The sequence below is a fragment of the Vannielia sp. ABF1_015 genome (assembly GCF_056160745.1).
In genome coordinates this window covers 431,791-454,984 of sequence record NZ_JBSWXT010000002.1, presented here as the reverse complement: position 1 = coordinate 454,984, position 23,194 = coordinate 431,791, and the positions used below count along the sequence as shown (strand labels likewise).

Sequence of the window (23,194 nt, the reverse complement as noted above, 5' to 3'; positions counted from 1 at the left end):
AGACCGGCATGCTGAATGGGTGCCGCCGGTCGGGTTGGGGAGCGGGGCGAGGGGCGTGGCCCCGCCCGTGCCTTAGCGCATCAGTTCCTCCAGCGAGAAGCTGCCCACGCCGACGCCAAGCGAGGGCGGGTTTTTGGGGGCCGAGGCGTCGATATCGGCCTTGCCGATTCCGAGGCCGGGCGCTTTGGGCGCATCGGCGGGGGCTGCGGGGGCCGGTGCGGCGGCGGCGGTGCGCGGGCCGCGCTCGTGCCACTCTGTCAGCATTTTGAATGCGTTCCCGTGCATCGCATAGACGGTGGCGACGCTTTCAACGAAATACTCAACCGTCATTGCTTTGCCGAAGGGCAGGGTCATCGTCATATGCACCTTGCCGGGCGCGGGCTGGATCATTTTGCAGCAATAGGAGCGCTGGTTGAAATCCTCCATGTCGGCGGCTTCGAAGGCGGTGGGGTAATTGTAGCGGGTTTCGAGGGTGATGAAGCGGCAGCCCTTGCCCTGCGTGCAACCTTCGGGGCGCACGATCATCTTGGTGCCTTTGTACTCGGCGAGAAAGGCCCAGGGCGCGTTCATGTCGATCGGCGAAACCTTGAAACCCATCTGGGTGAGGGTGCCGGTGATATCGGCGACATGGACGGGTGAGGACTGGTCGATCATCGGCGGCGCGGATTGGGCCAAGGCCGGTGATGCCAGCGCGAGGCTGAGCAGCGTGGCGCGAGACAGGCGGATCAGGGCAGGGGTCATGCGGGGCTCCTGTGAATTGGTCCTAAAATCAACTTGTTTCAGTATGACCATGGCCCGGCCCTCGGGCAACGGCGCAGGTGTGACAAATACGTTCATCTTTGCCTCCGAAGCGATCGGCAAGGGGCGGGGCTTGCGCACAAGGGCTTGACCTGCAAGGCAATTTTTGCCACCTCCGGTAGAGCAATTACAGGGATCGAGTGTGCGCGCATGAGTGGAAGAAGTGAGCTTCCGGAGGCGGCGGAGGAACTGGCCGCTCTGATCGAGGCACGCGGCCCCTTGGAGATGAGGGCACCGGTCACGGCTGCCGAGATCACCCTGCATGAAGGGCGCGTTGCGCCGATCCTGCTGGACCTTTGGGAAGATCACGGCGTGGGCGATCTGGCCGGGGGAGCCTTGCGGCTTTGCGTGCCCGGCGAACTGCGCGGCGCGGTTGACAGGCTCTTTTCCGGCGATCCGGAGTTCAGCCTTCCCGAGGAGCGTCGGGTCGATGTGCATGCCTTCGCTCATACCGCCTTCGGCAACCTTTTCCTGTGGAGCGAGCGCCACTGGCTGATCTATGTTGATGTCGTGCAGGGCCTTGTCGAGGCGCCTTTTTTGCACCGCCCCGAGAGTCGCAGCCAGCCCGACCGGGTGGCGCTGGACTGGGGGCTGGCCGCCGAGGGGCCGCTGCTGGACATGGTTGATAGCGGAGGACAGCCGATGCTGGAGCGCGCGCAGGAGGCCTTCGACCCTTTGCCGCGCATGGTGATCTATGCGCCCGGCGCGGCGGCCAGCGCGGAGCCGATCCCGGACTTTGAAGATCTTTACGCGGCCCATTACCCGGAGTGGCTGGAGGAGCGGGCGGCTTCGAAGGTGTGGTATCTGTCGGATATGGCGACACGGCGGTTCAACATTCGTGAAATCGGGGCTGCCGCATGAGCCGCCGGGCCGCACGCCTGACGCGCGCCGCCGCTGCGTTGGCCGTGGCACTGCTGGCGGGGTGCTTGGGAGGCGCGGCACCTTCCGAGATCGAGCTGACCCGCGGCACCTATCGCGCCACGCCGGCCTTTTTTACCGAAGTTTCGCTGGACGGCGGGCAATACCTGTCGCTTCCCGGTGCGATGGCGGGCCATGCTGATGAGATGGAGCCGCGCACGCAGAACTCGATGTATCTCGGCTGGCGCGGCGGCAGTGGCAAGGTGCCGGTGCGGGTGAGCTGGGTTGAGCTGTTGACCGGGCGGGCGTGGGTGGCAGAGACCGCCGTGGACATGGGTGCGCTGGAGCGCAGCGCCTCGGGCGCGGCGCGGATCGGGGTGATCGTTGGGCCGAACGGCCTGCTGCTGGTGGCCAGTGATCCGCTGCCGAGTGAGGGCCCGCCTCGAAACCTTGCCCGCACCTGCGGCACGCGCGCGCCGGAGAAGGACCGCGATCTGCGGGCCGAGACCGGCAGCGAGCCGAAACTCGCCCGCCTCTTTAGCTATAGCTACCCGCCCGTTCCCGAGACCACTGACTGCCCGGAGCCTGCCCGATGAGCGTGACCTCGCAATCCGCCGAAGCCTCTGCCGGGATGGACAATGCCGCAGGCACCGTGGCGCAAAGCTGCCCGAGGGTGACGCTGGAGATTGGCGTGTTTTTCGACGGCACCGGCAACAACGCGGCCAACGTGCGCGGCCCGTCGAGCCGGATTTCCGACAGCTACAACTCGGCGCTTTCAAACGTGGTGCTGCTGCACGACCGTTACATCATCGATTCTGCCAGCTGGCCGCGCAACAGTTGCGGTTACGCGATCAAACGCGGGGCGATCTACAAGGAGGGGATTGGCACCACCGCCGGAGAATCCGACTGGTGGCCCACCAACAAGTATGGCGCGGCCGTGGGTATGGGGCCGACGGGGGTGGAATCGCGGGTTTATGCCGCCTGCCTCGACGTGGGCACCAAGATCATGGAACTGTCGCCCGGGGTGGAGCCCGAGGAGGTGGTGCTGGATGTCTTCGGCTTTAGCCGGGGCGCGGCGGCGGCACGTTATTTCGTCAACTGCTTCCGGCAGGGCTACATCGTTTACAACGGGAACAAGGCCTCGCTGCCGGAGGGCCGCAATGTGCGCATCCGCTTTGTCGGGGTGTTCGACACGGTTGCGGCAATCGGGGACGGGACGGATGACGACAATGGCGATGTTAACGTGCATATGAAGACGGCGCAGGCGGATGCGATCATGCATCTGACCGCCGAGCACGAGTATCGCACCAACTTTCGGCTCAACCACAACCACCCGGGCGGCGGCCCCTATCAGGAGTTGCCGGGGGCCCATTCTGACATTGGTGGCGGCTATTCGAGCACCGAGGATGAGGTGTTGGTGGAACGCGCTCGCACCCGCACCTTTTACACCCGCGAGCAGGCCGAGGCCGCGCGGGCGGTTGATGCGGCGCGGGCGCTGCAGGAGCGAAATTCGCTGGAGAGCTTCTATGTCAGCGAGGGCTGGATTGAGCCGGGCGACCCGCAGGGGGCCTTGCGCAACGAGCCGAGCCAGATCATCGAGCGGCGCGCGCCGGGCCTCGCGGGGCTTGTTTCGAAGACTTACACCTACACGACAGGCGCATGGCTGAAGCGCGAGGTGCAGCTTGGCCTGTCGCGTATCGCGCTGGCGATCATGCATGACAAGGCGCTTGCCGCCTCAGTTCCGCTGGACGGGCTGCCGGGCACGGAGGCCTACACCATTCCGGGGGATTTGCAGCCGATGGCGACGATACTGCGCGCGGGGGGGCGCCCGTCAGAGGCGATGAAGCGCACTGCGCTGCGAAAGTTCGGGCACATGTCATCTAACTACGACAGCATTGGTATGTCGCCAAGGCTCGCGCCCGAGGGCCGGGCGGGTTTCGAGCGGAAGATCTACTGGAACGAGGCCGGCAAGGCCAAGTAGAGCGCGCTGGCTCAGGCGGCGTTGAAAGCGCCTTGCGCTTCCAGTGCCTCCATATGCTCGGACAGCCGGGTGAAGCGCAACTCGGGCGGGGCGTCATCTGCGAGGATCCGGGCGGCTTTGCCGGTTGGGTCGCGGGTTTCGAACTGCGGGCCGAAGTGCAGTTCCCATGCGCAGCAGGAGAAGAGCGCGGCGAGGTGGCGCAGCCCGTAGCCGTGCATCCGCCGCATGACATCGTCGCACAGCCCGTTGAGCGCGGCCCCCTGATGCGCCTCGGCGGGCTCGGGGAAGGTGGCGCGCAGGCGCGCGGCGATGCCCTCGCAATCGCGCTTCCAGCGCAGGGCAGCGAAGGACGAGATATCGCGCTCGGAGAGGGTGAAAATGCCGTAGTGCTTGCGCTCTTCGGGCAGATCGGGGTGGGGACGGAAGGCTTGCAGCACGGGCGTTGTGCCATCCTTGAGATAGGGAAGAGCGAAGAGGTCGATCTGCCCGGTTTCACGCGGGAAGACCCAGCGGGCCACTGTTTCAGCGCGGTCGGTGAGACCCGCGAGATAAGTGGCCATGGAGCGTGGCTCCCAGAACCGCAGGAAATACCAGCGCTCGTCTTCGTCCTGCACCCGCATGAGGCGACGCAGATGGCGGCGCAGCCCGTCGATATCGAGCCCGCTGGTGCGCAGCAGGATGCCCGGCTCGGCGCGCCAGTGGCCCAGCACGGTGCCGCCCTCTGGCCCGGCATCGGTGAGCAGGCGGAAGAGCAGGGGGCAGTCCTTTGGCAGTTCGACCAGCCACGGCGCGGCCTCGCCTGCGCTTTCGGCAAGGTCACCGAAAAACAGGCAGCGGCTGTCCAGCTCCAGATTTTCGATGATGGATTGCAGCGCAGGCAGCCGGGCGGCATCGAGCACCGCGAAAAGGCGGGTATCCTTGGTGAAGAGCAGCCGTTCCAGCGTGGGCGGCAGTTTGCGGTCCACATCGGTGGACTGACCGAGAGGGAGGCCGTCGGAGAGGGTCTTTTGTTCGATCATGCTCTGGCGTCCGGTCCCTGCCACTCATCAACGTGGCGGCTTCTAGCAGCAGGGCGGCGAGGGCAAAAGGGGCGCAATGATGTGGGGCCTTGCGTGGCGTGTGCGCCGGGGCCTGTGGGAAAAAGTTGACCGACTGCCTGTGGGGAGGTCTTTCAACCTGCGGATTGCCCAGTGCGGCGTCCTTCTTCCCGCGACACCGCTTGCCGTCATCTCGCGGGTTGTCGGACCGAGGCAGGGTGCTAGACTTTGGTGAGGTCTGCGGATAAACCGGGGCCGTTAGCGCTAACGCCACCCAAAAGGCACCGTTCCGCAGGGAGATCCCATGGTATCACGCGTCATTCCCGTCGATCCGTTCGACCTGGTGATTTTCGGGGGCACGGGCGACCTTGCACGGCGCAAGATCCTGCCCGGGCTCTATCGGCGCATGGCTGCGGGGCAGATGCCTGCGGAGGCCCGGATCATCGGCGCGGCCCGCTCCGACCTAGACCGCGCGGGCTATCAGCAGATGGTGAAGGAGGCGATCGAGGAGTTTGGCGACCCCAAGCACGCCAGCGATGTGGCCGGGGTGAGCGACTTTCTGGAGCGGCTCGACTATGTGGCGATCGACGCGCGTGGCGAGGCTGGTTGGGAAGAGCTGAAAGGCAAGATGCGGCCCGGTGTGATCGGGGCCTATTACTTCTCGGTCGGGCCTAGCCTGTTTGGCGATCTGGCCGAGCGGTTGAAGAGCCACGGGATTGCCACCGAGCGCAGCCGCATCGTGGTTGAAAAGCCCTTTGGCCATGATCTGGCTTCGGCCAAGGCGCTGAATGCCGATCTGGCTGCGCATTTCGATGAGACCCAGATTTACCGGATCGACCATTATCTTGGCAAAGAGACGGTGCAGAACCTGATGGCCGTCCGCTTTGGCAACATGCTCTTCGAACCGCTGTGGAACAGCCAATATGTTGATCACATTCAGATCACCGTGGCCGAGACGGTCGGCGTGGGTGGGCGCGGCAGTTACTATGACAAGTCGGGCGCTATGCGCGATATGGTGCAGAACCACTTGATGCAGCTTCTGTGCCTGATCGCCATGGAGCCGCCCGCCAAGTTTGACCCGGATGCGGTGCGTGACGAGAAGCTCAAGGTGATCCGCGCGCTGGATGAGGTGGACCCCCATCACATCGTTCGTGGCCAGTATGACGAGGGCCCTGACGGCCCCGGCTACCGCGAAGATGTGGAAGACCCGCGCAGCCGCACCGAGAGCTACGTGGCGATGAAGGTGGGCATCTCCAACTGGCGGTGGGCGGGTACGCCATTTTATATGCGCACCGGTAAGCGGCTGAAGGCGCGGGCAAGTGAGATTGCCGTGGTGTTCAAGGATGCCCCGCATTCGATCTTCGGCCCCGAGGCCGGGCTGCACCGCAATATCCTGACGATCCGCCTGCAACCCAATGAGGGCATGGAGCTTGGCGTCACCATCAAGGAGCCCGGCCCGGGGGGCATGCGCCTGATGGATGTGCCCCTCGACATGTCGTTTGCCGATGCGCTCGGCCCGGATGCCGAGGATGTGCCCGACGCTTACGAGCGGCTGATCATGGATGTGATCCGGGGCAACCAGACGCTCTTCATGCGGGGCGACGAGGTGGAGGCGGCCTGGGCCTGGACCGATCCGATCATCGAGGGCTGGATCAACCGGCATGACGTGCCAAAGACCTATGACGCGGGCAGCACCGGGCCGGAGGATGCGCTGGCGCTGATGCACCGGGACGGGCGCAAGTGGCGGGATATAAAGGTATGAAACTGCGCGAATATCCGGACTCCGAGATGATGATGATGGATCTGGCCGACCAGATCTCATCGGAGCTGACCATGGCATTGGAAACCCATGAGCGGGCCAGCATTTGCGTGCCGGGCGGCACAACGCCGGGGCCGGTTTTTGACATGCTGGCGGGGCGCACATCGCTGGAATGGAGCCGGGTGACGGTTTTTCTGAACGACGAGCGCTGGGTTCCCGAAGACAGCCCCCGCTCCAACACCCGGCTGATCCGGCAGCGGCTGTTGACCGGCCCGGCGGAGGCGGCCAACTACGTGCCGCTCTATGCCGAGGCCGAGCGGCCAGAAGATGCGATGGAGGCGTTGGCCGAGGGGATCAAGCCACATCTGCCGATCTCTGTGCTGTTGCTGGGGATGGGGGCGGATTTGCACACGGCCTCGCTCTTTCCCGGTGCCGACAGGCTTAGCGAGGCGCTCTCGGACGATGCGCCGGTGCTGCTTCCGATGCGGGCCGAGGCGGCGGATGAGCCGCGCATCACCCTCTCGGCACCCGTGCTGCAGGGCGCCCTCTCGACCCATATTCTCATCACCGGAGAGGCCAAGCTGGCCGCGCTGCATCGAGCGCGCGGCCTCTCTGTGGAGGAGGCGCCGGTGCGCGCGGTTTTGGGTGATGCCACCGTGCATTGGGCACCGTGAACAGGGGGCGTTAAGCCTTCCTGCACTTATTTGACGCAATAGAGGCCGTAAGGCGGATTGAAAGAAGGACGAGAACCCATGTGGGAGAAACTCAAGGCCTATCAGGCTGAACATGCCCGCCGTCCCATCGCCAAGCTCTTCGCCACACCCAACCGGGCCAAGAACTTCTCGGCCCGCTTTGGCGACATGCTTTTCGATTTCTCCAAGACCTCGATCGACACCGAGGCGCTCTGGCTGTTGATGCAACTCGCCGAGGAGGCGGGCGTGGCGGCCAAGCGCGATGCGATGTTTGCCGGTGCAGAGATCAACGACACTGAGGGCCGGTCCGTGCTGCACACCGCGCTGCGCAACATCGACGGCGGCCCGGTGTTGGTGGACGGGGCCGATGTGATGCCGGGCGTCAAACAGGTGCTCGGGCAGATGGAGGCCTTTGCCGATGAGGTTCGCGAGGGCCGCTTTGCGGGTGAGGGCGGGCGGATCACCGATGTGGTCAACATCGGGATCGGCGGCTCTGACCTTGGCCCTGCGATGGCCTGCCTTGCGCTCGCGCCCTACCACGACGGGCCGCGCACCCACTTCGTGAGCAATGTGGACGGGGCCGATGTGCACGACACGCTCAGCGGGCTCGACCCCAAGCACACGCTGGTGATTGTGGCCTCAAAGACCTTCACCACCATCGAAACCATGACCAACGCCGCCACCGCAAAGGCCTGGATGAGCGAGGGCGGGGGCGACCCGAAAGCGCAGTTTGCCGCGCTCTCGACCAACCTTGAAAAGACGGCGGCCTTTGGCATCCCGCCTGAGCGGGTCTTCGGCTTCGAGGATTGGGTGGGCGGGCGCTACTCTGTTTGGGGGCCGATCGGGCTATCGCTGATGCTGGCGATCGGGCCGGCGGGCTTCAAGGCCTTCCTGCGCGGCGGACAGGCGATGGACAGGCACTTCCGCGCCGCCGAGTTCAAAGAAAATCTGCCGGTTCTGCTGGCCCTCGTTGGCATCTGGCACCACCAGCTGTGCGGCTATCCCACCCGCGCGGTGCTGCCCTATGATCAGCGGCTTGCGCGGCTTCCAGCCTACCTCCAGCAGTTGGAGATGGAGAGCAATGGCAAGCGGGTGCGGATGGATGGCGAGAAACTAAAGGTGCCCTCCGGCCCCGTCGTTTGGGGCGAGCCGGGCACGAATGGGCAGCACGCCTTTTATCAGCTGATCCATCAGGGCACCGGTGTGGTGCCTTGCGAATTCATGGTGGCTGCGCGTGGCCACGAGAGCGAGTTGGCACATCAGCATGAGTTGCTGATCTCCAATTGTCTCGCTCAGGCCGAGGCGCTGATGAACGGGCGGTCACTGAAGGAGGCCACCGCGCTGATGGCCGCCAAGGGCTTTGAAGGCGAGGAGCTGGAACGGCAGGCGCGCCACCGTGTCTTCCCCGGCTCACGCCCCTCCACCATGCTGCTCTACCCCGAGCTGACGCCAGAAGTGCTGGGCATGATCATCGCGCTCTATGAGCATCGGGTCTTCGTGGAGGGGGCCATACTGGGCATCAACAGCTTTGACCAATGGGGCGTGGAGCTGGGCAAGGAACTGGCGCTGGCGCTGCAGCCCGTTGTGGCGGGTGAGGCCGATGGGGCAGACAAGGATGACAGCACCCGGATGCTGGTGGATTACATCCGCATGCGACGGTGAGCTATTCTGCCCCGGCCAACGGCGCGGCCGGGGCGATGCTCCTCAATTGGCGCGGGTGCAGTCGCTCTCTTCCAGGGAAGTGTCGGCCGGTTCATCGGTTGCAGCGGTTGCAACCACGGTGCTGGGCCGCTCCTCTGCAGGTTCGAGATGATCGGCCTTGGGGTTGCAGGAGCCCGAATAAACTGTGCGGGCGGGGTTGATCGGCATCTGTGTCGCCAGCCACGTCAGTGCCTTGTCACGGGAGTAGGTGGCATTTTCGGAGAGCCCGCCAGCCCCGGAGGGGTGATAGCTGCGCCCTTGGGCGGTTGTCACCCAGAGCCCACTTACATATTTGCCGCCGCCGACATGGGCGTTGCAGCGCTGAATCAGCACATCGCCGGCCATTGCGGGGGCAGAGAGCGCGAGAAGGGCGGGGAGGGTCAGGGAAATCCTGGTCATGTTATCTGTCCTGTTGTTCAAAATTGGCAACGCGCCGCTGAAATCAGTTGCGGCGCAGGACAGAGGGTAACAGCAGCCGCGCGCGGGCGGTTGCGAGAAATCTGTTAAAAAAGCGTTAAGGGGCGCAGGGGCGGATCTGGAGCGGGTAGCGGGAATCGAACCCGCGCGTTCAGCTTGGGAAGCTGACAGGCTACCATTACATCATACCCGCCGCGAAGGCTGGGATAGGCCCCGGCGGGGGCGTCGTCAAGGTTGGAAAAAGAGGCGGGGCGGAGGGGCAGGGCCTGACCTGCCACGCTCCACCCCGCAAGGTCCGGCGCGGGGTGCATCCCCCGGCCCGCGGAGATATCGGGCCATTCAGGGGAGGATGACTGGGGGAATGCCGCCCGTCAGCCGCCGGAGGGAGAACTCATTCGCCCTTGATGTCACCGATCTTCAAACTGTCGGTGCGCGAAGGCGCCTTGGTGACGGTCTTGCTCTTGACGCCGGTGGTATGGCCGGACGACAGGATGTTGGAGGTCGAGCCGGTGCCCGAACCCGAGCCGGTGCCAGAGGCGAGCGCCGGGGCGGCGGCGAGGGTGAGGGCGAGGCAGGTGGAAATGACCTTGGTCACAATTGTAACTCCTTGAAAATGTTTCACTACAGTCGCTTGTTGCTGCGATGAAACAGATATGGGGGAGTGGGTGGCGCTTTACCAATGACAAAGCCCGTCATGTTCCCAAAGCCGGGAGATTCAGGTTGGTTCAGCCCCTGCGACGCCGCCTGCGCCCGCCGCTTTCACCACTGCCGCCGGTGTTGAACGATGGATCGGGCAGGGGGGCCACCTTGGCCAGTTCAGGAAAGGGCGCGGTGGCGTGGGGGATGCCGTTGGCGGCGACGAAATGCTCCTGAAAGCGGGGCTCGATGGCGGTTTCGACCTTGGTGATTTCGCGCACGATCTTTTGCACCTCGCCCCGCGCGGCGCGGTTCAGCAGGGCAATGCGGGCGCCGGTTCCAGCGGCGTTGCCGGCGCTGGAGACCTTTTCGAGCGGGGCATCGGGGATCATGCCCAGCACCATGGCGTGCTTGGGCGAGATATGCGCTCCAAAGGCCCCGGCCAGTACAACGCGATCCACCTCATCCACACCCAGTTCGTCCATCAGCAACCGTGCGCCTGCATAGAGCGCCGATTTGGCGAGCTGGATCGCGCGGATGTCGCCTTGGGTGACGGTGACGCGGGGGCCGCCGTCTTCGGTGCCGTCGTGAATGAGGTATTCGAAGGTGCGCCCTTGTGCGGTGATCCGCGTGGTGCCGGTGGCCTCGGCTGAGCCGATGAGGCCCGAACGGTCGAGCAGACCGGCCATGCGCATTTCGGCCACGGCCTCGATGATGCCGGAGCCGCAGATACCGGTGATGCCGGTGGTTGCCACGGCAAGGTCAAACCCGTCTTCGGTGTTCCAGAGATCACAGCCGATGACCTTGAAGCGCGGCTCTTTGGTGGCTGGGTCGATCTCGACGCGTTCGATGGCCCCGGGCGCGGCGCGTTGGCCGGAGCTGATCTGTGCCCCCTCGAAGGCCGGGCCGGTGGGGGAGGAGCAGGCCAGCACGCGGCGCTTGTCGCCCAGCAGGATCTCGGCGTTGGTGCCGACATCGACGATGAGGGTCAGTTCCTCGGCCTTGTGTGGGGCTTCAGAGAGCGCCACGGCGGCGGCATCCGCCCCGACATGGCCGGCGATGCAGGGCAGCACAAAGGCGCGGGCCTGCGGGTGGATGGCCTCGGGCATGAGGGTGGCGGCGGGCAGCTCTATTGCGTCGGAGGTGGCCAGCGCGAAGGGGGCCTGGCCCAGTTCCACCGGGTCGATGCCGAGGGCGAGGTGGTGCATCACCGGGTTGCAGACGAGGGTGATCTCGAAAATCGTTTCCGGTTCGATCCCGGCCTCCGCGGCGCAGGCGCGGGCGAGGTCGGCAAGGGCAGAGCGGACAGCCTCGGTCATTTCCTTGTCGCCGCCGGGGTTCATCATGGCGTAGCTGACGCGGCTCATCAGGTCTTCGCCAAAGCGGATTTGCGGGTTCATCACACCGGAGGAGGCCAGTACTGCACCGGTTTCGAGATCGCAGAGGTGCGCTGCGATGGTGGTGGAGCCAAGGTCAATCGCCAACCCGTGCAGTGGCCCTTCATGAAACCCGGGCCAGAGGGCAAGGAGGCGGGGCGCATCGCCCGGATCATGCACGGCGCAGGTGACCTGCCAGTTGCCCTTGCGCAGCGTGGGCTGAAGTTGAGGCAGCAGTTCCGGTGCAACCTTCAAGCCTCTGATCGACCATGATTTCTCTAGCGCAGCCTTTAGCCGCTCAAGGTCGCCGGTTGGGGCGTGCATGTCGGGCTCTTCAACATCGACCAGGTAGAGCCGGGTGGCCGGGTCCATCTGAATGGCGCGGGTGTCGGCGCTCTTGCGGATCACCTGCTTATGCACCTGGCTCTCGGGCGGCACGTCGATCACGACATCTTTGTTGATCTGGGCCTGGCAGCCAAGGCGGCGGCCCTGCTTGAGGCCGCGCACCCTGTCATACCGTGCTTCGACATCATTCCAGTCCGAAAGCGCGTCTTCGGCCACTGTCACGCCATGCTTGGAAAACTGGCCATATCCCGGGCTGATCTGGCATTTCGAGCAGATTCCGCGCCCGCCGCAGACGGAGTCGAGATCGACGCCGAGTTTGCGGGCAGCCGAAAGGACCGATGTTCCGGCGGGCACCCGGCCGCGTTTGCCGGATGGGGTGAAGATGACGAGGGGGTCTGTCATTGGGCAATACATCCGTCAATTTCAGCCCGGATCAGGCGGGAGAGGTCATCGGGCCGGTCGGCCCAGAAGGGGGGCAACTGAAGCTCGGCCTTGTCGCGGCTGGCGGTGGGGCAAGGACCGCCCGCGAGCAACTCGCAACGCACCTGAGCGCCGGGGCGGGTGTGGAAGGTGAGAAGGCCGGGCAGGCCGAGCACGGGGTTGCGCGAGGTGGTTTCGATGCGCTCCGCGTCCAGCGCGGCGAGCGGGGCGATGAGCACGCGATTTTCAGACTCAAATCCTTTTGGATCAATGACTTGCGTTGTGATCCTCAACTCGCATTTGGCCAAGGTATAATCGGTCTGGTAGGTGAACTCCCCGGCGCTCCACTGAGTGGGAAAGGCCTCGTCTTCGCCCGTGCCTGATGTCTGGCTGCGGCGCGCAAGGCCGAGGGCCAGCGCGGCGACCACGCCGAGGACGAACAGGGCAGAGATTGAAAGGATGGCGATTTTCACGCGGCGGGCCTCCGGGCGGACGGCCCTTGGATGCCCGCTTGGGGACCGTCTGGCAAGGGGCGGATCAGATCGGGCTGCGGCAGTCGCGTATCTGAGCGTGCAGGTCGTCGAGAATGGCCTGGGCATGCTCGGTCAGCTCGGCAGGAATCGGGATGATTGCGCTGCCACGCTCTGCCGGGCTGCAGGCGGCACCGGCTCCGGTTCGACAGGTATGCACAAACTCCTCGCCGTGGCGGGACCGGGTGATGAGGGCGGCGGGCAGGCCCATCGGTGCGTCGGGAGCCATGAGCAGTGTGGCGTCGCCCAACTCGCGCATGATCAAGCTCCACTCGCGCGACTCGGCCTTGCGCTCTGGCGGCGAAAGCACGTCCAAAGTTACTTGCAACCGGCACCATCCGCCCCTCGCGAGGTTGGCGCGGTAGCTCACCCCGTCGTGCGTCCATTCCATCGGCATTTGCAGCTCGGCAGCTGAAAAGCCCGGCCGGTGGAGCCAGGATAGGAAGGGGATCGCAAGGGATGCGGCCAAGGTGGCCACCATTGCGATGACGGCCAGAACGAGCGCGGCCGTCCCACTTGGAGAAGATTGTGCAGACATTGGGAGAGAGCTTGCGACGAATCCCTCGGGGTGGCAAGTGAGGGCGCCGCGAAGGGCAAGGGCGCAAGAGTGGGCCGCATTGCCCCCGGTCAGACACAGCTGAGCGGTGCGGGGGTGAAGTGCAGGCCCGTTCTGGGCGGCGAGGGCGATGCGGCCCCCCATGTCCATGGTGTCTAACTTGCGCCTCAAGAGCTAACGGGCGGTTAACCGTGCCTGCTGCCGTGGGTGTTTTAGCCCTGAAAACTTGCATCAAATCCCGCTCAGGCGCGCCGCCGACGACGCCCGCCGCGGCCCGTGCCGCTTGCGGAAGCTGCTTTGGACGCCTCTGCAAAGCTCTCGCCGCCTTCAACCGCGTCAAGGATGCGGGAAAAGCCGATCCACGCGCCGCCGTTCGGGTCGTGGTTCATCAGAAGGTTGGCGGCGCGGATGGCCTCCATTTCGACGGCGCGCACCGGGTTCATGATGGCCGAGGTCATGCCTGCGCAGATCGCCATTGGCAGGAAGGCGGCGTTGACGCCGTGGCGATGGGGCAGGCCGAAGCTGATGTTGGAGGCGCCGCAGGTGGTGTTGACGCCGAGCTCGTCACGCAGGCGGCGCACGAGGGTGAAGACCTGATGCCCGGCGGTCGCCATGGCCCCGATGGGCATGACGAGGGGGTCGACCACGATGTCATGCGCTGGGATGCCAAAGTCGGCGGCGCGCTCGACGATCTTTTTGGCGACCGCAAAGCGCACTTCAGGGTCTTCGCTGATGCCGGTGTCGTCATTCGAGATCGCCACAACCGGAACATTGTATTTTTTGACCAACGGCAGCACGAGTTCGAGGCGTTCTTCTTCGCCCGTCACCGAGTTGAGCAGGGGGCGGCCCTCGGCCATTTCGAGGCCGTTTTCCAGCGCACCGGGCACAGAGCTGTCGATGCAGAGCGGCACGTCAACCACGGCTTGCACCTTTTCGATCAGCTGCTTCATCAGCATCGGCTCGACGAAGTTGTTATCGGCGTAGCGCGGGTCTTCGGCCATCTTGTTGGTGAAGACGGCGCCCGAGTTCACGTCCAGCACCGTGGCCCCGCAGGCGACCTGCTCCAGTGCGTCGCGCTCGACGGTGGAGAAATCGTCCATCTCCAGCTCGGCGGCCAGCTTCTTGCGGCCCGTCGGGTTGATCCGCTCGCCGATCACGCAGAAGGGCTCGTCGAAGCCGATGGTGACGGTCTTGGTCTTGGACTCGATGACAGTGCGGGTCATGTGGCTCTTTCTGTGGGGTCAGGCGGTTTGGGCAGTCGCAGGCGCGCCGTTTTCGGCGGCCCATGTGGCGCAGGTCTTGATCCCGCCGAGCGGGAAAAAGTGGACCTGTTCGATATTGGTGGCGCGGCCCTCGGCGCGGGCAGCGGCAAGGCCAGAGAGCACCTCGGAGGGCTCGAAGGGCAGGACCAGCTTGGTCACATCCTTCGCGCGGCGTTGCAGCACGCGCAGGGAGGGGCCGACACCGCAGGCGATGGCGAATTTGATCATGGTTTGCAGCTTGGCCGGGCCCGCGATGCCGATGTGGATCGGCAGGGTGATGCCCGCGGCGGCAAGATCATCGGCCCACTGCACCACCGGGTCCGCCTCGAAGCAGAACTGGGTGGCAATGGCCATCTTGGCATCTGTGCGTTCAGCAAATTGATGTTTCCAACGAAGGGCTTGCATGACGTTCTTAACGCCGCCGTCCGGGTCGATATCGCGGTTGCCCTCGGGGTGGCCAGCGATGTGCAGGCGCTTGAAGCCGGCGCGGTCGAAAAGGCCGGTTTCCATCAGCTGCATGGAGTCGGAGAATTCGCCGTGGGGTGTGCTGATCCCGCCGCCGAGCAGCAGGCCCTGCGTCACACCGGCCTCGCCCTGATAGCGGGCGATCCAGTCTTCCAGCGTGGCGGCATCGGGTATGATCCGTGCCGGGAAGTGGGGCATCACCTCGAAACCCTCATCGGCGATCCGGGCGGCAGTGGCCACCATGTCATCAATCGGGGTGCCGTCGATATGGGCGATGTAAATCCGGGTGCCCTTGGGCAGGAGTGCGCGGAAATCTTCCACCTTCTCGGCGGTGCGCGGCATCACCTCGATCGAATAGCCCTGAATGTAGCCTGCCACGTCGCCGGTTTGCGGGGCGGGGCTCTTGCGGCGGAAGTTGAGGATGTTCATGGCGCGCTCCCAGAAACGGATCATGTCAGGCCGATTTGGCCCAGCCATCATTCGCGATCAGGGCGCGGATCACATCCGGCCCATGCTCGCTGTCCAGACGCTCGGCGGTTTCCTTCGCCACGGTATCGGGGTCACCCTCTGCCGTGCCCGAGGGCACCTTGCGCCACTCCGAGAGGTAGGCATCGCTGTCTTTCGCGCCGATCTTCATGGCGCAACGGTCAATCGCCTGCTCAAAGCGCTCGGGCAGCACCGCTTTGGATCCGCGCCGGCCCTTGCCGACGATGACCTGTGCGGGGATGTCCCGCCAGTAAACCACGGTGATTTCGGCCATTCAGCCCGTCCCTTCGCTTGCCAAAATGGGCACCTCTCAAATCCCGTCTACGCGGAATCACCGCCTGCCCACGCGCGAATTTCGACATGGTGAGAAGCGGAAACGACAAGCGCCCGTCGCATTCAATCCTACCGGGGGTTGCGGTGTGGTTAAAGGCGGGAGGGGTGCCAAAAATTTCATGTTAATCATGAGGTGGCTGTGCCCCGGCAAAACAGTTGCTATCGGCACGCAATGGGCGTTACGCTGGAGCCAACTCGAAATGGAGGGCGTCATGCCCGCGAAGCGTCCCACTGGTGCGGGCGCGTTCCCCAAAGCGGTCGAACCACCTGCACCGCCGGTTGCCGACCCAGTTGCCACCTATGCGGCGCTGGACCTTGGCACCAATTCCTGCCGGATGCTGGTGGCCCAGCCAAAGGGCAGCCAGTTCCACGTGATTGACAGCTTTTCGAAGTCTGTCCAGCTGGGGCAGGGGCTTGAGGCCTCTGGCCGGATCAGCCGTGCGTCGATGGGGCGGACGGTGCAGGCGATGCGAATCTGCCGCAAGAAATTTCAGAAGCACCGGGTTGAGCGAATGCGGCTGGTGGCGACAGAGGCCTGCCGCCGCGCTGAGAACGGGGCTGAGCTGATCGAGGCGGTGCGGCGCGAGACCGGCCTAGAGTTGGAGATCATTCAGCCTGAGGAAGAGGCCCGCCTTGCCGTTGTCAGTTGTGCGCCGCTGGTTTCCACCCGGACCGAGCAGCTGCTGGTTGTCGATATTGGCGGTGGTTCGACCGAGCTGGTCTGGATCGACATTTCCCGCGTGCCGCGTGCCGATCGGCCCAAGGCGATCATGCGGCTGCACAAGGGCTTCGTCGCCGAGCCGGGGCCGTTTGCCGCCGCCAAGGTGGTGGATTGGATCTCGATCCCGCTCGGCGTGGCGACCCTGCGCGACCAGTTTCGTGACGTGAAAGGGGATGGCGCGCGGTTTGCGCTGATGTCCTGCTATTTTGAGGACATGTTGGCCGAGTTCACCCCCTATCAGGCCGGTGTGGGGCGCGAGGGCTTTCAGATCATCGGCACCTCCGGCACCGTCACCACGGTAGCCGCCTCCCACCTTGGTCTGCGCCGGTATGACCGCAACAAGGTGGATGGGCTGCGGATGACATCGACCCAGATCGACTCGGTGATCCGGGGATATCTGATGCTGGGCGATGCCGGGCGCCGGGCCGATCCGCGCATCGGGCGGGACCGGCAGGCGTTGATCATGTCGGGCGCGGCGATTCTGCAGGCGCTGATGCGGGCTTGGCCGACCGACCGGCTCTCTGTGGCCGACCGGGGGCTGCGCGAGGGCCTGCTTTATGCCCAGATGAGCGCGGATGGGGTGCTGGAAGACGGGCCGTTCTGAAGGTCCGCCATGAATGCGCACCCTACGGCTTGACTTGGCCCCAAGCGCGACGCACCTAGGCGGCATGGTGAAGAAACCCACAGGTAAGAACAGCTCCGGACGGGGGATGCGCGACCTTCGCGTGAAGGTGAAGTCTGCGCGCGGGCGCAAATTGTCGTCGACGCTCTGGCTTGAGCGGCAGTTGAACGACCCCTACGTGCAACGCGCCAAGCGCGAGGGCTATCGGGGCCGCGCGGCCTTCAAGATCATGGAACTGGACGACAAGTATCGGTTTCTCGTGCCCGGTGCGCGGGTGGTGGACCTTGGCTGCGCGCCCGGCGGCTGGTGTCAGGTGGCGGTGCCCCGGATCAACGCGCTTGGCGAGAAGAGCGGCAAGGCGCAGGGGCGGATCATTGGGGTAGACCTTCAGGAGGTCGAGCCGATTGCCGGGGCCGAATTGCACGTGCTGGATTTCATGGAAGACGGCGCGGATGACACGGTGAAGGGCTGGCTTGGTGGCGAGGCCGATGTGGTGATGTCCGACATGGCCGCCGCCTCCTCGGGCCACAAGCAGACAGACCATTTGCGCATCATCGCGCTCTGCGAGGCCGCAGGCTACCTGGCCTTTGACGTGCTGGCCAAGGGCGGCACTTTTGTGGCCAAGGTGTTGGCCGGCGGCGCGGAAGGGGAGCTTCAGAAGCTGCTGAAGAAGCGCTTTACCAAGGTTGTGAACGTCAAGCCGGGCGCCAGCCGCGCCGACAGTTCCGAGAAGTTCGTGGTCGCGACCGGCTTCAAGGGGCGCGACGAGGACGAATGACATCAAGAGGCTGAGGGGCGGGCAGAGGCTTTTGCGGCCTGCGTGCGCGATGCCTCTGCCGCCAAGTCATTTCAAGGGTTCAGTGCGACAGCCCTGTGATTGGCAGCTTTCACTCACTGGCGTTCGGGAAGAACAGCTGTTTGCCGTTGGGGGCGAAGGCCTCAATGGCGCTTTGTCCCTCGGGGCCTAGGAGCCAGCGGGCAAAGCTTTGTGCCTCGTCGATCCGGGTGGAGGGGCAGGCGGCGGGGTTGACGATGATGATGCCGTATTGATTGAAGAGCCGGGGATCGCCTTCAACGAGGATCTCGAAGTCGCCCTTGTTGGCGAAGGTATCCCACGTGGCCCGGTCGGTGAGCACATAGGCCCTTTGCGCGGTGCCAAGGTTGAGGGTGGCACCCATGCCGGAGCCGGTTTCAAAATACCATGCGCCAGAGCCTTCCGTGGGGTCGGTGGCCGCTGCGGCCCAGAGCGCCCTTTCGGCCTTGTTGGTGCCGCTGTCGTCGGCGCGGGAGGCGAAGGCGGCCTGCGCCTCGGCGATGCGGGTGAGGGCAGCGACGATATCATCTCCCGCCGTGCCTGCCGGGTCTGCCTTTGGGCCAACAAGCACGAAATCATTATACATGAGCGGATGCCGCGCCAGCCCCTTGCCCTCGGCCACAAAGGCCTCTTCCGCGGCTTTGGCGTGGGTGATGAGCATGTCGCCGTCGCAATTGCCTGCGTTCTTCAGCGCTTGCCCGGTGCCAACGGCAACCACGCGCACGTCAATGCCGGAGGAGGCTTCGAAAATGGGGAGGATGTGCTCGTAGAGCCCCGAGTTTTGCGTGGAGGTGGTGCTTTGAACGGTCAGGTGGCTCTGCTGGGCCGAAACGGGTGCAGCGGCGAGCAGGAGGGCGGCGAGCAGGGGGCGGATCAGCGAAGTCACAGGATGAGTCGTCCTTCAAGGTAGGCCTGCGCCTGAGGCGAGGCAGGGGTAGAAAAGAAGCGGGAGGCGGGGGCGTGCTCGGCCACGCGCCCTTCGTGGAGGAAGGCCACATCACCGGCCAGCCGCTCGGCCTGCGCGCGGTCGTGGGTGACCAGAAGCACCTTTACCCCGTTGCCGGCGGCCCGCAGGGTGATTGCCTCAATCGCTGCGGTCGCCTTCGGGTCCAGCGAGGCGGTCGGCTCATCAAGCAGCAAAAGGGCAGGATCGGCGGCGAGGGCGCGGGCCATGGCCAGCCGCTGTTGCTCACCGCCTGAGAGCGTGCGGGCCGGGGCCGTGGCAAGGGCGGTGAGATCGCATTGTTCGAGCAGCTGCGCCACGCGAGGTGCGCGCAGGGCGCGACGCAGGCCCGCCAGTTTGAGCGCATGTGCAAGATTGGCCCGCGCGGAGCGGCGCAACAGCACGGGCTTTTGAAACACCAGCGCGGGGCGCGCGAGGCGCGGGGCAAGGTAGATGTCGCCCAGATCCGGGCGGATCATCCCTGCGATGGCCCGTAGCAGAAGGCTCTTGCCCGCGCCGTTGGGGCCGAGCAGCGCGGTGATGCCGTTGGCCCCCAGCGACAGATCGACACCGCGCAGCAACGCGCGCCCGCCGAGTGCGAGGTGGAGGCCCTGCACCGCGATGCCGGGCTCGGTCCCTTCCACTTCCGGGCGGGCAAGGGGAATGACGCGGCGCTCAGCCATGAGCGGGCTCCCCGATGCGCTGCCGTAGCCCCATGAGCGCCGCGTTGATGGCAAGCGAGGCCACCAGCAGCACCATCCCGAGCGCGAGGGCGAGGGCAAGTTCGCCGCGCGAGGTTTCCAGCGCGATGGCGGTTGTCATCACCCGGGTCAGGTGGTCGATATTGCCGCCCACGATCATCACCGCCCCAACTTCGGCCATGGCGCGCCCAAGCCCGGCGAGGGCCGCCGTGACCAAGGCAGGCCGCGCCTCCCACAGAAGGGTCGCCATGGCTTGCGCACGGGTGGCCCGGAGGGCGCGGAGGGTTTCGGAGAATTCGACATCGAGGTCGGCCACGATCTGCCGGGTGAGGGCCGCGATGATGGGGGTGACCAGCACAACCTGCGCAATCACCATTGCAGTTGGCGTGTAGAGCAGCCCAAGCACTCCAAGCGGCCCGGCGCGTGAGAGCAGCATGTAAAGCACCAGCCCAACCACGACCGGCGGCAGCCCCATGGCCGAGGACACCATCAGCGAAAGCGCGCCGCGCCCGCGAAACCGGCCCACCGCAAGCAGCGCCCCGAGCGGAAAGCCGATGGCGCAGGCAATGAGCACGGCAAGCCCGGTGACCTGCGCGGAAAGCGCCAGAATTTCGAGGAAATCGGCATCGGCCCGGACGATCAGCCCGGCCGCTTCGGAAATGGCCTCGCGGAATGCAGACATGGCAGCGTGCCCCTCCCTCGGGCCGTCAAGCGGCACTCTAGGAGGAAATCACACGAAGCGGAAAGCAGACTTTCGACGGTGTTGCGTAGTAATGCGACACGGAAAAGGGGCGGCACCGTGGCACCGCCCCTTTTTAGCATTGTCATGTCGCTCGGTTTAGAACGCGTAGTTCAGGCCAAGAGAGAAGGTGTCTGCGGAGACATCGTTGCCCGAGGTATCGCCGAAGTCATCAAACTGATGGTTCAGATACTCGCCGCGCAGGCGGATGTTCTCCGTTGCGGCATATTCGAGGCCCGCGCCGAGCACGTAGCCGTCGCCGCTTTCGCCATCGGCGTTGAGGTTGGCAAAGCCTGCGGTCGCATAGGGCAGGAAGTTGCCAGCGTCATAGCCAAGGCGACCCTTCAGGGCGAGTACGTCGCCATCGGATTCGGAGCCGCCGGAATCAAGCTGCAGGCTCTGGTAGGCCAGTTCGCCGCCGTAGACGAGCGAGCCGTTGTCCCAGAGATAGCCGGCTTGGGCACCGAAAGAGTTGTTGATGTCGAAGTCGGCTTCGTCATCGTCGCCTTCTACCGAGCCGCTGCCGGTGCCGAGCGAAAGACCGGTGTAAAAGCCGGTCCAGTCTGCGCCGAGGTCAACGACGGGGGCCGGAGCCGTTACGACTTCTTCCACGACGGGCTCTTCAAGGTTGCCTGCGAGGGCGGGAGCGGCCAGCACCGCGGTCAAGGCGACCGGGGTGAGGCTTGTGAGAATGATCTTACGCATAGGAATGGTCCTCTGTCCTTATTGCTGCGTCGAAGGGAGAACGCCGGCGGGACGGGACCGTTCCTTCACGAAATCCGGCGATTGCGTGAAGTGACGCAAGGGCAGGGGAAAGCATTGAAGGAGGGCGGCACGAGGCCGTGGGGGGAATGGCGGAGAGACAGGGATTCGAACCCTGGGTGGGCTTGCACCCACAACGGTTTTCGAGACCGCCCCGTTCGACCACTCCGGCACCTCTCCGCGTTCCTGTGGTCTCAGGTGGCGCGGATGTATAAGAGCGTCGCGGCGGGCGCAACCCTATTGATGCGCCTTCCGGCGTGTTGATTTTCAGGGTGTGTGTTCTGCCAAGATGCCGGGGCGAGCGATTGGAAGCATCTTTCTCAAATTATTGGCATTGGCTTGGAAATGCGCCGCCAAGGGCCTATTGCATAACAACTGCACGACAACCTTGCCCTTTTTCGGGAGCTCCATCGCTCATGTTGCGTTTTCTTGCCCATTCCTGCTCCGCCGCTGCGCTTGCTCTGGCGGCCCTGCTGGGTGCGCCCGGCCAATTGGCCATTGCCGAGACCACGGGCAGCGAGCAGGCCCAAGCCGGTGCGGAGCCTGCACCGCTGGCGGCGGATGAAACGCAGGCGCTGCTTGAGGCGCTGGGAATGGACAAGCTGTTTCCGATCCTGCGCGAGGAGGGGCTTGCCTATTCCAAGGCGCTGGAGAGCGAGTTGTTTCCCGGTGCAGGTGGAGAGGCGTGGCAGGGGATGGTGGGCGAGATCTACGCCCTCGACCGGCTCGACAGGGTGATGGCGCGGCATCTGGCAGAGGAGATGGCCGGGGTCGACGTTGCGCCGCTTATGGAGTTTCTCACAAGCGAGCGTGGCCGCAGGATCGTGACGCTGGAAGTGACCGCCCGCGAGGCTTTGCTGGACGAGACGGTCGAGCAGATGAGCCGGGATGCCTATGACGAGCTGCGTGGTGAAGAGTCGCCCCGGCTGGACGCCCTGCGCGGCTACATCGAGGCAAACGATCTGGTTGAGAGCAATATTGCCGGGGCGCTCAACGCAAATTTTGCGTTCTATCAGGGCCTTGCGGCTGGCGGGGCGCTGCCGGCTGAGATGAGCGAAGAAGCCATGCTGCGCGATGTCTGGATGCAGGAGCCTGATATTCGGGAAGAGACGGAAAGCTGGGTTTGGTCTTACCTCGCCCTGGCCTATCGTCCGCTGGAAGATGCCGACATAGAGGCCTACACCGCTATTTCGAAAACGCCGGAAGGGCGGGCTTTGAACCGGGCGATGTTTGCCGCCTTCGATAAGCTCTTTGCCGATATCTCCCGCGACCTCGGCCTTGCCGCCTCGCGCTTCATGGTCAGTGAAGACATCTGAGGGCCCGGCGCGAGGGGGTGCAGATTGCCCGCCCTAAGGCACGACGCCCCCTTGACAGGAAGGGCTTTCCGCCCGATAAGCCGCGCTCTACCCGGTAAAGGGTGGAAAATGCACGTAACAAGGCCCATTTGAAGGGCACGCTGTTCGAGGTGGCCGATAGGCTGGCAACGCCCCGTGGAGGGGGACCGCAGGAACGCGAAAGAGTAAGGAAGATCAGATGTTTGCGGTTATGAAAACCGGCGGCAAGCAGTACAAGGTGGCGAGCGGCGATGTGCTGCGCGTCGAAAAGCTGGCCGCAGAGGCGGGTGAAACCGTCCAGTTCAACGAGATTCTCATGGTTGGTTCCACCGTCGGCTCCCCGATGGTTGACGGCGCTGCAGTGCAGGCCGAAGTGATCGACCAGATCAAAGGCGAAAAGGTCATCCATTTCGTCAAGCGCCGCCGTAAGCACGGCTCCAAGCGCACCAAGGGCCACCGCCAGCAGCTGACCCTGCTGCGCGTCACCGACATCCTCGAAAAGGGTGGTGACAAGTCTGGTGTGAAGGCCGCCATCGGCGCTGGCTCCGTTTCGGGTGCCGCCGTGGCCGCTGCCGTGAAGGACGCGCCGAAGAAGGCCGCCAAGAAGGCCGAAGAGAAGCCCGCCGCCAAGAAGGCCGAGGCTCCGAAAGAAGAAAAGAAAGCCGCTCCCAAGAAAGCCGCCAAGGCCGAGGGTGGCGACGATCTCAAGCAGCTCTCGGGTGTTGGCCCGGCGCTTGAGAAGAAACTGCATGAAGCGGGCGTGACCACTTTCGCCCAGATCGCCGCCTGGACCGCAGACGATATTGCCGCAATGGACGAGAAGCTTTCGTTCAAGGGCCGTATCGAGCGTGAAGGTTGGGTCGAGCAGGCCAAGAAGCTGGCCTGAGCCGAGAAGGAGTAGAGAGA

General features: G+C 64.8%; 24 protein-coding genes and 2 tRNA genes. 10 read left to right on the top strand and 16 right to left on the bottom strand.

Annotated elements, in window-relative coordinates; translation table 11 throughout:
* Positions 1 to 72 precede the first annotated feature (72 nt).
* A complete protein-coding gene (locus tag ACXAG6_RS14720) occupies positions 73 to 741 on the bottom strand; it encodes a hypothetical protein (protein WP_475338494.1) in 669 nt (222 codons plus the stop codon).
* Between the two features lie 207 nt (positions 742 to 948).
* Here ACXAG6_RS14720 and ACXAG6_RS14715 point away from each other — a divergent pair, with 207 nt between their 5' ends.
* The 3 genes from ACXAG6_RS14715 to ACXAG6_RS14705 are packed head-to-tail and all read left to right on the top strand — an operon-like array spanning position 949 to position 3,637.
* Complete coding sequence (locus ACXAG6_RS14715) at positions 949 to 1,659, top strand: GAD-like domain-containing protein (protein WP_475338493.1); 711 nt, start codon at positions 949 to 951, stop codon at positions 1,657 to 1,659.
* Positions 1,656 to 2,252, top strand: a complete 597-nt coding sequence (locus ACXAG6_RS14710) for a hypothetical protein (protein ID WP_475338492.1) — start codon at positions 1,656 to 1,658, stop codon at positions 2,250 to 2,252. The genes ACXAG6_RS14715 and ACXAG6_RS14710 overlap by 4 nt, the downstream gene beginning before the upstream one ends.
* Positions 2,249 to 3,637: a T6SS phospholipase effector Tle1-like catalytic domain-containing protein gene (locus ACXAG6_RS14705; protein WP_475338490.1), complete on the top strand. Its 1,389-nt coding sequence runs from the start codon at positions 2,249 to 2,251 to the stop codon at positions 3,635 to 3,637. Before ACXAG6_RS14710 ends, ACXAG6_RS14705 begins: the two co-directional genes overlap by 4 nt.
* Positions 3,638 to 3,648: 11 nt before the next feature.
* On the opposite strand, the gene ACXAG6_RS14700 is transcribed toward ACXAG6_RS14705, so the two are convergent.
* The gene (locus ACXAG6_RS14700; RefSeq protein WP_475338489.1) at positions 3,649 to 4,656 is read right to left on the bottom strand and encodes a DUF4123 domain-containing protein; all 1,008 of its coding nucleotides are present in this window, start codon (positions 4,654 to 4,656) and stop codon (positions 3,649 to 3,651) included.
* Positions 4,657 to 4,978: 322 nt separating this feature from the next.
* On the opposite strand from ACXAG6_RS14700, the gene zwf reads away from it, so the two are divergent.
* The 3 genes from zwf to pgi all read left to right on the top strand — a co-directional run bounded on the left by zwf (position 4,979) and on the right by pgi (position 8,787).
* Entirely contained in the window at positions 4,979 to 6,436 is a 1,458-nt protein-coding gene (zwf, locus tag ACXAG6_RS14695; protein ID WP_475338487.1) for a glucose-6-phosphate dehydrogenase, read from the top strand.
* Entirely contained in the window at positions 6,433 to 7,107 is a 675-nt protein-coding gene (gene pgl / locus ACXAG6_RS14690; protein WP_475338486.1) for a 6-phosphogluconolactonase, read from the top strand. Before zwf ends, pgl begins: the two co-directional genes overlap by 4 nt.
* Positions 7,108 to 7,185: 78 nt before the next feature.
* The gene (gene pgi / locus ACXAG6_RS14685; RefSeq protein WP_475338485.1) at positions 7,186 to 8,787 is read left to right on the top strand and encodes a glucose-6-phosphate isomerase; all 1,602 of its coding nucleotides are present in this window, start codon (positions 7,186 to 7,188) and stop codon (positions 8,785 to 8,787) included.
* A 42-nt stretch (positions 8,788 to 8,829) separates the two neighbouring features.
* On the opposite strand, the gene ACXAG6_RS14680 is transcribed toward pgi, so the two are convergent.
* From ACXAG6_RS14680 to ACXAG6_RS14640, 9 genes are all read right to left on the bottom strand, one after another.
* Positions 8,830 to 9,225, bottom strand: a complete 396-nt coding sequence (locus tag ACXAG6_RS14680) for a hypothetical protein (protein ID WP_475338484.1) — start codon at positions 9,223 to 9,225, stop codon at positions 8,830 to 8,832.
* A 137-nt stretch (positions 9,226 to 9,362) separates the two neighbouring features.
* Positions 9,363 to 9,436: transfer RNA gene (locus ACXAG6_RS14675), tRNA-Gly, on the bottom strand.
* Between the two features lie 198 nt (positions 9,437 to 9,634).
* Positions 9,635 to 9,838 (bottom strand): hypothetical protein, encoded by a 204-nt coding sequence (locus ACXAG6_RS14670; protein WP_475338482.1) that lies wholly within the window; start codon positions 9,836 to 9,838, stop codon positions 9,635 to 9,637.
* A gap of 130 nt (positions 9,839 to 9,968) precedes the next feature.
* Entirely contained in the window at positions 9,969 to 12,002 is a 2,034-nt protein-coding gene (locus ACXAG6_RS14665) for an ASKHA domain-containing protein (protein ID WP_475338481.1), read from the bottom strand.
* The gene (locus ACXAG6_RS14660; protein WP_475338480.1) at positions 11,999 to 12,493 is read right to left on the bottom strand and encodes a hypothetical protein; all 495 of its coding nucleotides are present in this window, start codon (positions 12,491 to 12,493) and stop codon (positions 11,999 to 12,001) included. Before ACXAG6_RS14660 ends, ACXAG6_RS14665 begins: the two co-directional genes overlap by 4 nt.
* A gap of 64 nt (positions 12,494 to 12,557) precedes the next feature.
* On the bottom strand, positions 12,558 to 13,088 hold the full coding sequence (locus ACXAG6_RS14655) for a hypothetical protein (RefSeq protein WP_475338478.1): 531 nt from the start codon (positions 13,086 to 13,088) through the stop codon (positions 12,558 to 12,560).
* A gap of 260 nt (positions 13,089 to 13,348) precedes the next feature.
* The gene (locus ACXAG6_RS14650) at positions 13,349 to 14,329 is read right to left on the bottom strand and encodes a methyltetrahydrofolate cobalamin methyltransferase (RefSeq protein ID WP_140013992.1); all 981 of its coding nucleotides are present in this window, start codon (positions 14,327 to 14,329) and stop codon (positions 13,349 to 13,351) included.
* Between the two features lie 18 nt (positions 14,330 to 14,347).
* Entirely contained in the window at positions 14,348 to 15,262 is a 915-nt protein-coding gene (locus tag ACXAG6_RS14645) for a methylenetetrahydrofolate reductase (RefSeq protein WP_475339072.1), read from the bottom strand.
* A gap of 25 nt (positions 15,263 to 15,287) precedes the next feature.
* Positions 15,288 to 15,593, bottom strand: coding sequence for a virulence factor (locus ACXAG6_RS14640; RefSeq protein ID WP_475338476.1), 306 nt, complete (start codon positions 15,591 to 15,593; stop codon positions 15,288 to 15,290).
* A gap of 271 nt (positions 15,594 to 15,864) precedes the next feature.
* On the opposite strand from ACXAG6_RS14640, the gene ACXAG6_RS14635 reads away from it, so the two are divergent.
* Together ACXAG6_RS14635 and ACXAG6_RS14630 are read left to right on the top strand one after the other, a co-directional pair.
* A complete protein-coding gene (locus ACXAG6_RS14635) occupies positions 15,865 to 16,977 on the top strand; it encodes a Ppx/GppA phosphatase family protein (protein WP_475338475.1) in 1,113 nt (370 codons plus the stop codon).
* Between the two features lie 64 nt (positions 16,978 to 17,041).
* A complete protein-coding gene (locus ACXAG6_RS14630) occupies positions 17,042 to 17,773 on the top strand; it encodes an RlmE family RNA methyltransferase (protein WP_475338474.1) in 732 nt (243 codons plus the stop codon).
* Positions 17,774 to 17,882: 109 nt separating this feature from the next.
* Here the strand turns inward: ACXAG6_RS14630 and ACXAG6_RS14625 are convergent, their stop codons facing one another.
* From ACXAG6_RS14625 to ACXAG6_RS14605, 5 genes are all read right to left on the bottom strand, one after another.
* Positions 17,883 to 18,686: an ABC transporter substrate-binding protein gene (locus ACXAG6_RS14625; protein WP_475339070.1), complete on the bottom strand. Its 804-nt coding sequence runs from the start codon at positions 18,684 to 18,686 to the stop codon at positions 17,883 to 17,885.
* Between the two features lie 5 nt (positions 18,687 to 18,691).
* Positions 18,692 to 19,435 (bottom strand): ATP-binding cassette domain-containing protein, encoded by a 744-nt coding sequence (locus ACXAG6_RS14620; protein WP_475338472.1) that lies wholly within the window; start codon positions 19,433 to 19,435, stop codon positions 18,692 to 18,694.
* A complete protein-coding gene (locus ACXAG6_RS14615) occupies positions 19,428 to 20,135 on the bottom strand; it encodes an ABC transporter permease (protein WP_475338471.1) in 708 nt (235 codons plus the stop codon). Before ACXAG6_RS14615 ends, ACXAG6_RS14620 begins: the two co-directional genes overlap by 8 nt.
* A 156-nt stretch (positions 20,136 to 20,291) precedes the next feature.
* Positions 20,292 to 20,897 carry an outer membrane protein gene (locus ACXAG6_RS14610; protein WP_140013998.1) on the bottom strand — a complete coding sequence of 202 codons (606 nt, stop codon included), beginning with the start codon at positions 20,895 to 20,897 and terminating at the stop codon, positions 20,292 to 20,294.
* 147 nt (positions 20,898 to 21,044) lie between these two features.
* Positions 21,045 to 21,134 (bottom strand) — tRNA-Ser (locus ACXAG6_RS14605).
* 236 nt (positions 21,135 to 21,370) lie between these two features.
* Here ACXAG6_RS14605 and ACXAG6_RS14600 point away from each other — a divergent pair.
* The gene (locus ACXAG6_RS14600) at positions 21,371 to 22,270 is read left to right on the top strand and encodes a hypothetical protein (protein ID WP_475338469.1); all 900 of its coding nucleotides are present in this window, start codon (positions 21,371 to 21,373) and stop codon (positions 22,268 to 22,270) included.
* Between the two features lie 217 nt (positions 22,271 to 22,487).
* Positions 22,488 to 23,174, top strand: a complete 687-nt coding sequence (locus ACXAG6_RS14595) for a 50S ribosomal protein L21 (RefSeq protein ID WP_475338468.1) — start codon at positions 22,488 to 22,490, stop codon at positions 23,172 to 23,174.
* The last annotated feature ends 20 nt before the right edge of the window (positions 23,175 to 23,194 follow it).

Coding starts and splice junctions, on each gene's coding strand:
- ACXAG6_RS14720 (WP_475338494.1), bottom strand. CDS start 741: ATGACCCCTGCCCTGATCCGCCTGTCTCGCGCCACGCTGCTCAGCCTC.
- ACXAG6_RS14715 (WP_475338493.1), top strand. CDS start 949: ATGAGTGGAAGAAGTGAGCTTCCGGAGGCGGCGGAGGAACTGGCCGCT.
- ACXAG6_RS14710 (WP_475338492.1), top strand. CDS start 1,656: ATGAGCCGCCGGGCCGCACGCCTGACGCGCGCCGCCGCTGCGTTGGCC.
- ACXAG6_RS14705 (WP_475338490.1), top strand. CDS start 2,249: ATGAGCGTGACCTCGCAATCCGCCGAAGCCTCTGCCGGGATGGACAAT.
- ACXAG6_RS14700 (WP_475338489.1), bottom strand. CDS start 4,656: ATGATCGAACAAAAGACCCTCTCCGACGGCCTCCCTCTCGGTCAGTCC.
- zwf (WP_475338487.1), top strand. CDS start 4,979: ATGGTATCACGCGTCATTCCCGTCGATCCGTTCGACCTGGTGATTTTC.
- pgl (WP_475338486.1), top strand. CDS start 6,433: ATGAAACTGCGCGAATATCCGGACTCCGAGATGATGATGATGGATCTG.
- pgi (WP_475338485.1), top strand. CDS start 7,186: ATGTGGGAGAAACTCAAGGCCTATCAGGCTGAACATGCCCGCCGTCCC.
- ACXAG6_RS14680 (WP_475338484.1), bottom strand. CDS start 9,225: ATGACCAGGATTTCCCTGACCCTCCCCGCCCTTCTCGCGCTCTCTGCC.
- ACXAG6_RS14665 (WP_475338481.1), bottom strand. CDS start 12,002: ATGACAGACCCCCTCGTCATCTTCACCCCATCCGGCAAACGCGGCCGG.
- ACXAG6_RS14655 (WP_475338478.1), bottom strand. CDS start 13,088: ATGTCTGCACAATCTTCTCCAAGTGGGACGGCCGCGCTCGTTCTGGCC.
- ACXAG6_RS14650 (WP_140013992.1), bottom strand. CDS start 14,329: ATGACCCGCACTGTCATCGAGTCCAAGACCAAGACCGTCACCATCGGC.
- ACXAG6_RS14645 (WP_475339072.1), bottom strand. CDS start 15,262: ATGAACATCCTCAACTTCCGCCGCAAGAGCCCCGCCCCGCAAACCGGC.
- ACXAG6_RS14640 (WP_475338476.1), bottom strand. CDS start 15,593: ATGGCCGAAATCACCGTGGTTTACTGGCGGGACATCCCCGCACAGGTC.
- ACXAG6_RS14635 (WP_475338475.1), top strand. CDS start 15,865: ATGCCCGCGAAGCGTCCCACTGGTGCGGGCGCGTTCCCCAAAGCGGTC.
- ACXAG6_RS14630 (WP_475338474.1), top strand. CDS start 17,042: ATGGTGAAGAAACCCACAGGTAAGAACAGCTCCGGACGGGGGATGCGC.
- ACXAG6_RS14620 (WP_475338472.1), bottom strand. CDS start 19,435: ATGGCTGAGCGCCGCGTCATTCCCCTTGCCCGCCCGGAAGTGGAAGGG.
- ACXAG6_RS14615 (WP_475338471.1), bottom strand. CDS start 20,135: ATGTCTGCATTCCGCGAGGCCATTTCCGAAGCGGCCGGGCTGATCGTC.
- ACXAG6_RS14610 (WP_140013998.1), bottom strand. CDS start 20,897: ATGCGTAAGATCATTCTCACAAGCCTCACCCCGGTCGCCTTGACCGCG.
- ACXAG6_RS14600 (WP_475338469.1), top strand. CDS start 21,371: ATGTTGCGTTTTCTTGCCCATTCCTGCTCCGCCGCTGCGCTTGCTCTG.
- ACXAG6_RS14595 (WP_475338468.1), top strand. CDS start 22,488: ATGTTTGCGGTTATGAAAACCGGCGGCAAGCAGTACAAGGTGGCGAGC.